Origin of the sequence: Tolypothrix bouteillei VB521301 (assembly GCF_000760695.4) — a bacterium.
GTDB classification, from domain to species: Bacteria; Cyanobacteriota; Cyanobacteriia; order Cyanobacteriales; family Nostocaceae; genus Scytonema; species Scytonema bouteillei_A.
Map to the genome: position 1 here is coordinate 6,137,422 of NZ_JHEG04000001.1, position 12,190 is coordinate 6,149,611.

9 protein-coding genes are annotated in these 12,190 nt (G+C 40.2%); 3 read left to right on the forward strand and 6 right to left on the reverse strand.

Annotated features, from left to right (window positions below; translation table 11 throughout):
• Nucleotides 1-696: 696 nt before the first annotated feature.
• The gene (locus HC643_RS24820) at nt 697-2,610 is read left to right on the forward strand and encodes a hypothetical protein (protein WP_038089890.1); all 1,914 of its coding nucleotides are present in this window, start codon (nt 697-699) and stop codon (nt 2,608-2,610) included.
• A gap of 30 nt (nt 2,611-2,640) precedes the next feature.
• Here the strand turns inward: HC643_RS24820 and HC643_RS24825 are convergent, their stop codons facing one another.
• Nucleotides 2,641-3,417: an ABC transporter permease gene (locus tag HC643_RS24825; protein WP_038089892.1), complete on the reverse strand. Its 777-nt coding sequence runs from the start codon at nt 3,415-3,417 to the stop codon at nt 2,641-2,643.
• 246 nt (nt 3,418-3,663) lie between these two features.
• On the opposite strand from HC643_RS24825, the gene HC643_RS24830 reads away from it, so the two are divergent.
• Nucleotides 3,664-4,788, forward strand: a complete 1,125-nt coding sequence (locus tag HC643_RS24830) for a DegT/DnrJ/EryC1/StrS family aminotransferase (RefSeq protein WP_038089894.1) — start codon at nt 3,664-3,666, stop codon at nt 4,786-4,788.
• A gap of 56 nt (nt 4,789-4,844) precedes the next feature.
• On the opposite strand, the gene HC643_RS24835 is transcribed toward HC643_RS24830, so the two are convergent.
• Entirely contained in the window at nt 4,845-5,588 is a 744-nt protein-coding gene (locus HC643_RS24835) for a DUF561 domain-containing protein (RefSeq protein WP_038089896.1), read from the reverse strand.
• Nucleotides 5,589-5,677: 89 nt separating this feature from the next.
• Nucleotides 5,678-6,337: a hypothetical protein gene (locus tag HC643_RS24840; RefSeq protein ID WP_038089898.1), complete on the reverse strand. Its 660-nt coding sequence runs from the start codon at nt 6,335-6,337 to the stop codon at nt 5,678-5,680.
• Nucleotides 6,338-6,564: 227 nt separating this feature from the next.
• Here HC643_RS24840 and HC643_RS24845 point away from each other — a divergent pair, with 227 nt between their 5' ends.
• Nucleotides 6,565-7,233 carry a tetratricopeptide repeat protein gene (locus HC643_RS24845; RefSeq protein WP_038089900.1) on the forward strand — a complete coding sequence of 223 codons (669 nt, stop codon included), beginning with the start codon at nt 6,565-6,567 and terminating at the stop codon, nt 7,231-7,233.
• Nucleotides 7,234-7,356: 123 nt separating this feature from the next.
• Here the strand turns inward: HC643_RS24845 and HC643_RS24850 are convergent, their stop codons facing one another.
• The 3 genes from HC643_RS24850 to infC form a co-directional block, all read right to left on the reverse strand.
• Nucleotides 7,357-7,800 carry a Crp/Fnr family transcriptional regulator gene (locus tag HC643_RS24850; protein WP_038089904.1) on the reverse strand — a complete coding sequence of 148 codons (444 nt, stop codon included), beginning with the start codon at nt 7,798-7,800 and terminating at the stop codon, nt 7,357-7,359.
• A 132-nt stretch (nt 7,801-7,932) separates the two neighbouring features.
• The gene (locus HC643_RS24855) at nt 7,933-10,926 is read right to left on the reverse strand and encodes a hypothetical protein (protein WP_038089907.1); all 2,994 of its coding nucleotides are present in this window, start codon (nt 10,924-10,926) and stop codon (nt 7,933-7,935) included.
• Between the two features lie 293 nt (nt 10,927-11,219).
• Entirely contained in the window at nt 11,220-11,753 is a 534-nt protein-coding gene (gene infC / locus HC643_RS24860) for a translation initiation factor IF-3 (RefSeq protein WP_038089910.1), read from the reverse strand.
• Nucleotides 11,754-12,190 lie beyond the last annotated feature (437 nt).

A 12,190-nucleotide genomic window follows, 5' to 3' on the forward strand; every position in this document is an offset into this window, starting at 1 on the left:
AAAAAGTTCTCTTTAGCTATAAATACTTATTGACACTATCAATTTTATTGAGTTCAGTAAACGTTCTTTAGGATACACTACAGATTTGTTACATACCTGTAGGTAGTGAGTCTGCAAGATTCCCTTGCCCACCTACAGCCCAAGACAGCAGGCATAATGTCACAAAACATTGATAAAATTATCTAACTGAGTATTTCCTCCTATTTTAAAAACGCGATCCCACGAGCCAATCTGTCCTTAAGGTTAAAATGGCAACAGTTGTATTGGTTGACCCCCAATTATGGCACAAACGCTTGGTTTCAATAGAAAACAAGCATATCAGTGTTTTTAATTATATAGATAAATTTTTCGAGAGAAATTAAATCAATTGATAAGGTGGGTCAGTCCGCTCGCATCCCCTTTGAGAAATCGGAGATGTGGCATATCACAGCGTTAGCGTTCTTTCGCGATTCTTTTTTTAACTGTTGTTAGTTTAGACCAAAAGATTGGAATACTACACTTAGGGTGTTTTGCTGAGGTTGAGAGCGATGCTTAAAAACTATTTTTATTTTACGTAAGAATTACTAATTTATGTTAGAAAATTGTCCACTTCTATTTATAACGATGGTTGGTTAAGCTGTGTATCCCTATTCAAAAAACGGAACGCGTGCATCTAGCACTCTCGACAAAAAAAATATAAAAGAACAGGATGGGTCTATGAAAGTAGCAGCCCAACAAGAAGATTTACAATTCTTAGCACAAATTTTGCAGGAACAGTTACGAGCAGAAGTTCCATCAGGTGACTTATTCCAAGTGAAATGTGCTGTCAAAGATGACCAATTAATGGTTTTAGCTCAACATTCTGCGGGTGTGATAGCTGCTACGGAAACAGTATTTGCAGTGTTGGAAGAAGCACTACAATCGCTACCCGGTCGCCAAGAACAGCCGGTCGAACTTTTCCTAAGAGTTGTTGGACAAAAACTGCCTTATGCCAAGCGTTCTCTCCTACTGAGAACACCCGCAACATATGATTCATTTGAAATTGAGGATATTGAAGAACCCGAAGATGTCGAATTTGAGGACCTCAGAACACTGAAACCCCGCAGTTTTCAGGACATGGACATTGAGGAAGACTATCAAGTGCAATCTTTCTCCTCAAGATCTGGCGAACTTTCTGCAAACAGCGGAGATGAGGGTAGTTTTTCTTCGTCTTTTCTCCACGCCTCACTTCCAGACGCCTCTCATGAGGATGAACCGTTTGACCCAATGGCAGATGCTCCAGATTTGTCTGCTTACTCGTCATCAAAGCCAGTACGGAAAATTAAAACAGTTGTAGTAGGCGCAGCCATAGCTGTCATTGCTGTATTGGTTGGTGCTACTTACTTACTGACTCGTCCTTGCTCTATATTGGAGTGTAAAGAAATACAAACAGCAAGACAGTTACAAGAGTCATTGGATCAACTCAAGCTTAATGCTCGGTCGGAAAAAGAATTACCAAAACTGCAACAGCAACTAGAAGAAACAAGTGTATCTTTAAAAGCAATTCCTTTTTGGTCCCCCTATCATCAAGAAGCAGAAAAACTTTCAACAAGTTTTTCTGGAGAATCGGAAAAAGTTAACCAGGTGATTAAAGCATTTGAGATGGGGTCAATAGCTGTGCAAAAAAGTAAAATCCCAGTAACTAGCCTACAGGATTTGCAAGCCAGACAACAGTTGTGGCGGCAGGCGATCGCACCACTAGAAATGATTAATTCCAATAGCGAACTCTATAAACTGGTATTTCCAAAATTACTCATTTATCGCTCTCATTTAAAAGTTGTAAAGCAGCAATTGCTTGCAGAAGAAAAATGGATTGAAAAGCTAAAGGCAGCAAAGGCTGTAGCTGTGGAAGCTGCTAAACGAGATGCGACTGCCAAAACGTTACAAGAATTACAAAAAGTTCAGGCAACTTGGCAAGTAGCGGTGAATGCTTTAGCGGTGATTCCACGTAGTAGTTCTGTATATAAAGAAGCGCAAAAGCTTTTAGGGGAATATAAACCCTACTTAGCGACAGCAAGGATTCATGCGACCAGAGAATTATTAGCCGCTAAAACTTACAATCAATCTGTCACTTCAGCCAACCTTGCGAAACGATACGAACAACAAAATCAATGGCAAGCAGCTGTTACTTATTGGAATCAAGCTGTAAACTCCGCCAAACAAGTGACTGATGAGAGTATGTATTACACTCAAGCTCAAGCTTTAGTACAACCTTACTCAGCAGCCCTTAAGCAAGCGCAAGATAAGTTACAAACTATTAGTTTGATGCAAAGAACTCGTACTGACTTAAATCGAACCTGTTACAGTACAATTCGCATCTGCGATTATAAGGTGGATAAACAAGGAATTACCGTTCAGTTGACGCCAGAATACCAGCAAATCCTACAAAGTACCGTCACAAATACAAGCGATCGAACTACTACTGATGCTGCTGCAAGCAATCAAAGCTCGACTAACACTGCTACAAACGCATCCGAGTATTTAGAAAAGTTGCAGCAAACTTTAGATATTATCAGTGACAACGTTAGCTTACCCCTAATTATTTACGATGCTCAAGGTAAGGCGATTTACGTTCACAATCCGGGAGAATGAAGAAAAAGGGGGAGATGCGATCCCCCAGTTCTATCTAACAAGCTGAGCCGCAGAGTTAAAAAATTGTCGGCTCAGTCCTCGCGTCAACAATAGTGTTGTCAGCAGATTGGTAAAAGCGATGGTAAACGTAATGAGAATTTGGTAGGAGGCGGCTTCACGAGCATTTACACCACTTAATAACTGTCCGGACATGATTGTTGGTAGCGTCACCAAACCAATCGCCAGCATCTGGTTGAGTGTGGGAATAAATGCAGCACGGACAGCTTCCTGGCGGTATTGTGCAACTGCTCGCCAGGGAGTCGCACCCAAGCTTAAATGAGTTTCAATTTCCAATTGATTGGCATCAATAGCGCTGACGAAACGTTCTCCTGCGATCGCAGCTGCATTCATAGCATTGCCTAAAACTATACCGGCTAATGGAATAAAATACTGTGGCTCGTACCATTTATCCGGTTGAAGTATCAATAGAGTGGTATAAATCAGAGTCAGACTTGTACTGATAAAAATTGACCCCCACACAAGCGGCAACATTTGAGGTATTTTTTTATCAATGCGATTTCGTGCCACAAGTGCCGAAATCGTCAGGATTACTGCTAAAATCCCCAAAACAGCCCAAGGAGTGTCAAGAGAAAAAATGAACTCCATAACATACCCTAAGACTGCAAGTTGTAGGATGGTTCTTCCAGTAGCGAGGGCTAAACTCAGCTCTAGTCCAATTTTTTCCCATGCAGACAAACCTATAGCTACTCCCATGAATGCAACAGCCAAAGCCAAATCAACAAAATCTAGCTTTATTAAATCCTGCATGAGTTTTATACTCCCTTGGGTAGTGGTTAGTAGTTAGTTGTTAGTTGTTTTACTAACTCTAACTACTAACTACTCTAAAACACCCAAATGGTTCAGGAACTTTAATTCCCCGTGTTGGTTCTTAGTAGAGAAAACTAAGTAAAAACGCTTGCTTTACGTATTTGAGACAACAGTTTAGCCGCAGCTTTTTGACTCAGAATTCAATAAGCAAAAATCCCTTGATGATATTTCTCATTAAAAAAACTCATGATTCAAAGCATTAATTCCGTTCCTGCCTTTGATATTAAGCAACAATACACTAATATTGAAGCAGAGGTAAGTACAGCCGTTTTACAAGTTTTAGCTTCCGGTCGCTACATCGGTGGTTCTGTTGTAGAAGGTTTTGAGCAAAAGTTTGCTGCGTATACTGGTGTAAGTGAATGTGTAGCCTGTAATTCTGGAACAGATGCATTATATTTGGCTCTGAGAGCTTTTAATATTGGCTCGGGTGACGAAGTTATTACTACACCTTTTACTTTTATTGCCACTGCAGAAGTTGTGAGTGCTGTAGGTGCAAAACCCGTATTTGTTGATATTGATGCAACCACATTTAATTTAAATGTGGAACAAGTTGTGGCAGCAATTACACCAAAAACCAAAGCGATTATTCCAGTTCATCTCTTTGGTCAACCTGTTGATATGACGAGCTTAATGGATGTTGCACAAACTCACAATTTAGTCATAATAGAAGACTGCGCTCAGTCTACCGGTGCAAGTTGGGCGGGGCAGAAAGTAGGAAGCATTGGGCATATAGGCTGCTTTAGTTTTTACCCAACCAAAAATTTAGGAGCTTGTGGTGATGGAGGGGCGATAACAACCAACGATCCGCAAATTGCAGCCAAGCTACGAATTATAAAAGAGCACGGTCAAAAAAACCGCTATCACTACGAGGAAATTGGTGTTAACAGTCGATTAGATGCCATCCAAGCTGCTATTTTACAGATTAAGCTAGGCTATTTAGATATTTGGAATAACCAACGGCGACAAGTTGCTTCTCGTTATCACCAGTCTTTGAGTCATCTGACCAATATTATCATGCCCCAAGAATTAGCAGGGGGTATGGGAGTGTGGAATCAATATACCATTCGCGTCTTAGATAACAACAGAGACTGGCTTCGCGATCGATTGCAAGAACGAGGTGTTAATACAATGGTGTATTATCCCCATCCATTACACCTACAGCCCGTCTATGAAAGTTTGGGATATCAAATAGGACAATTGCCAGTTGCAGAACAAGCCTGTAAGGAGGTTTTATCCTTACCCATGTTCCCCGAATTGTCAGAAGAACAGCAAAATCAAGTGATATTTGCTTTGAGGGAGGTTAGTGGTTAGGGGTAGGGGTTAGTGGTTAGTGGTTAGTAGAATAACTAACCGCTAACCACTATCTATTAACTCTTAACGACAGTCGCTGTTCCTAACGCTTCTACCAAACCGCGTACAGCCGCAATCATTGCGACTTCGCTATTGAGTTGGTTGATGGCAGAACCGACGCCAACACCAGCAGCACCAGCTGCAATTGCTAGGGGTGCTGTTACGTTGGAAATACCGGAAGCGCAGAGTACGGGAACTGAAACGGCACGAGAAATTTCATAAGCTGCTGCTAATGTGGGGGCTGCTTTTTCAATCAGTCCCAGCACTCCAGGGTGAGTAGGATTGCTACTGGTTCCACCTTCTGTTTGAATAATATCAGCACCAGCTTTAATTAATTCCTCTGCCAGTTGTACTTGTTGGTCTAGTGTCAAGATGTGAGGAACGGTGACAGAGAGGGTAATTTCAGGAAGCAAAGCACGAGTTTGGTAAGTCAGTGCTAAAACTTCCTCGGCTTCAAATCTCAGCCCTTGAGCGTAGAAAGAATCAAAGTTACCAATTTCAATTAAGTCAGCACCAGCTTCTACAGCTTGTACGAATTTTTCTGGCTCTACGGCTGATACACAAATTGGCAAATTTGTCAAAGATTTTGCTGTTTTGACCAATTCTGGACTCGCTGCAATATCAATAAAAGTAGCACCGCCGTGATGGGCTGCTTTAACAATCTCAGCTACACGCTGGGAATCGAAGTTATTCAAGCCGGCGATAACTTTGAGGACATTGCGGTCAGTAAATGCACGTTGCAATAAAGGATGCATCGTCATAGTTTGGTTTTTAGGCTTTGAAAATTAGTGACTATTGTACCGTTACTTAGAGAGCCAGGATAGAAAAGAAGCAAAAATTACTCCAGCATTTAAAAAATATTTTTCCAACCTTCTACAGTTCTTTTGCCAATTTCACTATCTACTGCTTCTCCACTTTCAGCTACAAGCCTAATATCGACATTTTCAGCCGGGGAGTTTTTGAGGGCTGTTGCTAACTCAGAGCTAACGTCAAAAGTACTGTTGTTTCCCTCAAGGCGAAATACCTTCTCTCCAAGTTTGATATAAAGGTTAGTTATCTTAATGGTATTTTTAGCTCCCAAACATCCCGTTCCTGATATCTTAGTGTAAGGGTATAAACCGTATCCAGAAAAGCAATCGCGTTCGCGATAAGATAAAAGAATGCGAACAGAATTTTTTCTCCAGAGGCTAATGACTTCAAACTTAGAGTTAACATTTAGAAAAGTTTTATAGAAGGAGTGGCGGTCAAATATACCAACGTAATTCCCTTCAAAGGGGTCTTTAATTAGAACGGTTTTTGACCAAGGTACGTTCATATCTATACCCAAAGCTGCTGATTTTACAATTGGTAGTTCTGTAGATGCTTTTGCAAGTCGGTTATCTTCTTTAGCCGCAACTAACTTGGGAGAAATGAAGATGGTGGTTGCTAAAGTTACAAAGACTAGACTGAACCCCGCGATCGCAAGTCCAGCTAAGTTTAAAATATCGAGATTTTTACGCTTGCCGTGCATGGTTTTACTGAGAATAAAATTAACTATACTTTTAAGTGAAACGAAAAATTACTTAAAAAATTTTGTCCTCACATATGGGCATTACGGTAATTTACGGAAGGTCTATCCCGATTATAATCATCGATCGCTTATGTGAGATCTACATCCCAAATGTTGCTTCTAGAAGCTTCTTCGTCTTTTGTGGTAAAGATTATTATATGACCCCTAGTAGTAGAAAAATTTTCAGCATGAAGTCAAAGAATCTTAACAAATTAGTTTCTTTTCACGTTTCTAGTTACTTGATGCTGGGTATCTTAACTGTTACAAATTCATCACAAATGGTTGTTGCCAAAGTCAGTCATTTCACCATTGATAAACAACATACACGGGAACAAAGACTGGCGCAATTCTCAGATACCACACAGCAAGAGCGATCGCAACTTGTTCAAGTGGCAAATACTTTATTTAACCAAGGTGATTTAAAGGGTGCAGAAGAAAATTTACGTAAGTTAGTTAAAAAGTATCCCGATTATTCCTTTGGATATTATCAGTTAGGTAATGTCCTATTTCGTCAGGGAAAAAAAGAAGATGCTATTAAAGAATATGAAAAAGCTATTCAAAAAAATTCTAAATATGCTCTTGCCCATAATGCCCTTGGATCTGTTTTTGCAAGCCAACAACGTTGGGATGAAGCTATAACAGCATATCAGAAAGCACTGGCTATTAATCCCGATTACGGTGATGCCCTGACTAATATAGCCCAAGCACTTTGGGAACAAGGAAAACGCAATGAAGCGATCGCATCTTTAGAAAAAGCTTTAAATATTTTTAAGTCTCAAGACAGACCCGAAAAAATCAGGCAAATAGAACAGATTTTAAAGGAACTCAAAGCAGGAGACGATCCAAGTGTTTCTTAGAAATTTACCCGAAAAAAGCTATGCCGTACAAACAACTTGAATTAACCCCCCCTTGGAGTGTGTTTTCAAAACGTTAAATCCCGCTAAGTCCCCGATAAATTAAGAAATTTTTGACATCAGTCATCAGTAATTTCTCGTACCCATAGCATTAATTTTTTCATTTAACTCCCGAATGCGCCGTGATAGTACGCCAATAATATTCACTGCAATTTCAGGAGTTTCTTCTATAGCATCGTACAGTTGTTCTTGAGTGAGTTCCAAACAATCACAAGGTTCTAAAGTTGTCGCAGAAGCAGAACGGGTTTGAGCATCAAACACTGCCATTTCACCAAAAGATTCTCCTTTAGGAAAAATAGCTAATTGTTGGTTTCCTATATGAACTTTCACAACCCCTGAAACAACTATATACAGCGATCGCCCTTGTTCCCCTTGCCGAAAAATGGTGTAATTGCTGGGAAAAGACAATTCATCCATGACTGATGCTAAACGAACAAGAAAATCATCTCGTAATTCTTTGAAAATTGGTACTCTTCGGACAAATAATAAACGATCGACGCTGGTTAACATATTGGTTTGTTGTTAGTTGTGAGTTGTTAGTGTAATTTCAGTATTATATCTGCCAGCTTTTCAGAAAGTTTAAAAACTTGTAAATCCTCAAAATTTGATTTCTCCATGTTTCATTTCTGACAGAACTAACCACTAACAATTAACTCCATATTTTGCAATAAGACGCTTGATTTGAGTGGCAACGAGGGGGTGTGGATCGTTTTTTAATTGGGGTATAAGTTCTAGAAGAACGCGGCGGGAAACTACGTATAAGTATGCGATCGCTGCTTCTCTAACATAACCTGTGGGATGGCGCAAACTCTCTAAAACTTGTTCGCTGGTTAATCGTATGCGAGCAACTTGTGCATAATGGAAACAGCACGCCAAACACCAATCGGAAAGCGACTCTTTATCTATTATTAAACTTCGGATTCGCTCGCCTAATTCCATTTTTTGATATGGGACTATGCCCTTTTCTACAATTTTTTGCAGTTTTTCCTTGGGCGATCGCTTATCTAAAATAGTTAACAATACAGATTTATTAGGTAACTTGATAGTATGGTCTAAAATCTCCAAGCCTCTTGCAGAATTTTTGGCAGATTCGGATCTGAGATTAAAGGCTACTGCTTTAATTTTTTCGGAAGAATAAAGAAACTCTAATAGCAGTAACAATCGGTCTTTCACATCAATTTCTAATTCTAAAAGTGACCTTTGGAGTAAATCGCATACAATATTCAATTTGTCACTGTATTGAGTTTTTTCCAGCTTGTCACGTGTATCAAGCTCGATATAAGCAGCGTAAATATAACCTAAAAATTTTAACTCTTTATCAATTAATCTTTTGATCTTACTTTCAAGCGTCTTATCTAATAAATTGACAATTCCCTCTTGTTGATATCTTTTCAGTAAGGTGCGAAGGATATGATATCTGGTTGTACCTTTAGAAGTTTCCAAATGTTGCCATAAAGCATCCATGGCTTCCAAGGTAGAGATTTGACCGATAGTCCGCCAAGCGTACATCCGTACAACTTCTGGTTTGTAAATGTTAGTAGCTAAGCCAACCAATAAAGATAGGGTTTCATTCTCTAGATGCACGAGAGATTGCATGGCTGTATTTCTAGTTGATTTGTAATGAAGCCCATTGACTAATGCCGAGTAATATTCTTCTAAATGGGTTCTTGCAATCATTTCCAAGGCAGCACACCGCACGCGCAAAGATTCATCCTGTAATAAATTGGGAATATAAATTCGCAATTCTTGTAAATAAACGGCTTCTGATAGTGCTTTGACTGCATTGACTCGCACGCGTTCATCTTTATGAGTTAGCATCCGCCGCAAAATATGTATTGCTTCCACTCTTTGCATTGGTTTCCCATAACGCAACAAAAGTACAGCAGCAGTTGCTTGAATTACAGAGTGTTGTTGGTGTTTTAGATACTCTTCTAGTTCGGTAAGATTTGGATTTGATTCCGCAAGCCATAGGTAGCGCAACGCAAGAGCAAAAACTTGAGCCGCAACTCTTTCGTTGGATGCATCTAATAAAGCTCGAATTTCTGGTAAGTATGCAGGATTTGCACCTCCCGCAAGCATGACTTCTAAACTGTGAATTTGTAATGAAGGTGGTAATTTTACAAGCAGGGGGGCTAGAATTTCCCCTGCTCCTTTAGAGTCAATTTGAGATAAAAGTTCAATACAGGAGTGTTTATCTGCTTCTGTACCTTGTTCGCCTAAAGCTTTGATGACGGCTTGCTTGAATGCACGTAAATCTACATCCGTTCCACTGAGATTTCCCCGTCCTGCACTTAAGACTAGTAAGTTTACGTAGCGCGATCGCATGACTAAAATAACGCCCACACAAACTAAAGCAACTGCTATTGTTTCTCCCAGCAAAATGAAGTTGTGTTGGGACAGTATAAATAATTTGGCAAACCAGAAGGAGACTAAAATAAAAACTCCCCCTATTCCTGTTGCAAAGGCTTCTGCTATACCACTTGAGAGCGCCTGTACGTAGCTGCGTATTTTGTCTGGAATAGGTTGGAATAATAAGGGTCCGCTACTTGTTACTAAGGTGTAGCGCAGAAGTTCATCTGAGAATTTAAGAACGACCAAACCCCATAAAAATTTTTGTGACTGGCTTCCTGGAAGAAAACACAGGAGTGCGATCGCCACTGGCATGAGAATGCCTACACTTAATGGTAAAGTAGCCGCACTAAAAAAGACTCCAAAACGTTCGAGAACCCTGCTGGAAACAAATAACTGCATCATCAGTTCGCAGATACCCGTAACACCACCTAAAACACCAAGGAAACTAGCGATGTCTTTACCTGCAAAGTTTGACTCCAACTGAGTAAGATACTGAAAATCTACTAACAGACCAATAAGGTGTAGCAGGGCAAAAAAACCAAATAACAGGAAAGCATATTGCTTGAGAGGACCGGAAAGGTGGCGTCCTTGAGAGTGGCGGATTTCTGGAACTTCTCGTAATGGGGTATCAGGGAAAACTTGTTGGTAGTTTCTACTTAAATGCCAGAGAATCAGCGCCCCTAATGTGATAAACACACCAGCGAAGGGCATAATCACGTTTTCCAGCCCGACGAAGATTAATAAAAAAGGTAAGCTAAAGCCACTAATGACATCAGCAACTAAAATACCGCTGCTAACGAGTGGGTAAGCACGTTTAATTTCTCTAATATTAAATAACTGATTGGCTGCTATGGAGGTGTTGAGTTCGTTAACGACGTAAAAAGCGTCTACCCAGAGTCTGAGGAGAAATATGCCGATCGCTCCTAAGTAGGGAAATTGCATTCCCCAGTTGAAGATTATAAGTGGCAAAAACATACAAGGTGCGATCGCCACTATAATCTGACGCAGGGGAAAAATTTGTTGCAACCAAGAGTATAAATATACCAACAAAGTTCCATTGACTGCACTGGCTATATAAATCCAAGGTAGGTACTGCGCTCCATATTTATCAAGAAATAAAGCTACCGTACTATCTTCAGACCATCGCAATCCTACTGAAGTAGTTGTATAAAAGGCGAACATAAGCCAAGTGCGATCGCTCTCCTCCGGTCGAAGATTCACCCATTGTAGGAGTCGTGGTAGAACACCTTTATTTGGAGTCCATAGGTGATTTTTTAGTTCCATGCATTTTACTTGTTGGAATAGTTAGTCACCATAGCAAAAGCCCTGAGCAACTGAGTATAGTTTGCCCACTCAGAGCTCAGGACTATCAGCATATGCATGATTTATTATTCTTCTCCCTAAAAAAAGGAGGGCGGACATCGCCCACCCATACACAATGGTTGACAATAACCGCCCCATGCCTTTTATTTTCAAGGCAGTTCTGATGAAAAAAATTTCACTGCCAAGTATGCAAAAGGTATCTTTATCGGCTCGAGAGAGGTAACACGATGGATTTTACCCGTCGCATTTAAAAATTATTTCTTGGGAGAAATCAGCATCATCATGTTTCGCCCTTCTTTCTTGGGTGCTTGCTGCACTTCACCCACTGATTCCAAGTCTGTTGCCATTCGCTTGAGCAGTTCTTCTGCCATATCACTGTGCTGAATTTCTCTACCTCGGAACATCACAGTCGCTTTGACTTTATCACCATCTTTGAGAAAACGCTCTGCTTGTTTGACTCGCACGTTGTAGTCGTGTTCTTCTATCTTGTAACGCATCTTAACTTCTTTGACGTCAGCCGTGTGCTGCTTCTTTCGAGCTTCTCGCGCCTTCTTCTCTTGCTCAAACTTGTATTTCCCGTAGTCCATAATCCGACAAACAGGTGGGTCTGCTTTGTCGCTTAACAGCACGAGGTCAAGCTCTTTTTCCTCTGCCATTTGCAGTGCTTCCTGGGGTGTTAAAATACCCAGCTGAGCACCATCAGTGTCAATCACCCGAATCTTCGGAAAGCGAATACGTTCGTTAATTTGGGGCAGATCGCGATTTCTTTTCTTTTCAATCACAGACATGGATTTTGTGGGAGCTGTTGTTAAGAATTTGGTAAGGTTGTTAGTAGTACGCGTCAGAGAGAAAATACTAAAATAACTGAGAACTCACAAAGAAAGCTATAGCTCTAGAGTAACTATATCCATAGCAGGTTTTCTCTGTCATTCTTTTATCTGTCCTCATTCTACCCACTCTAAGACGATTTCTGTCTTATCGTTAATTTAAATTACACCACAGTAGTATTATTTAACGATTGTCAAGCCTTTTGTCAAGTCATTGACATTTTCTCTACCCGTATATTGACGGAAATACAAATTTCACATTATACAAGTAGTTGATTTTTGCTATTTATTAAAAAAAACTTGTTTTTTTGAAAAAAGGGGTGTAAGCACGGGTAGCAGGGCAAATTGAATTTTTTCTCTAATCTAGAATATATACAGAAACTACCTTTTGTCAGCAC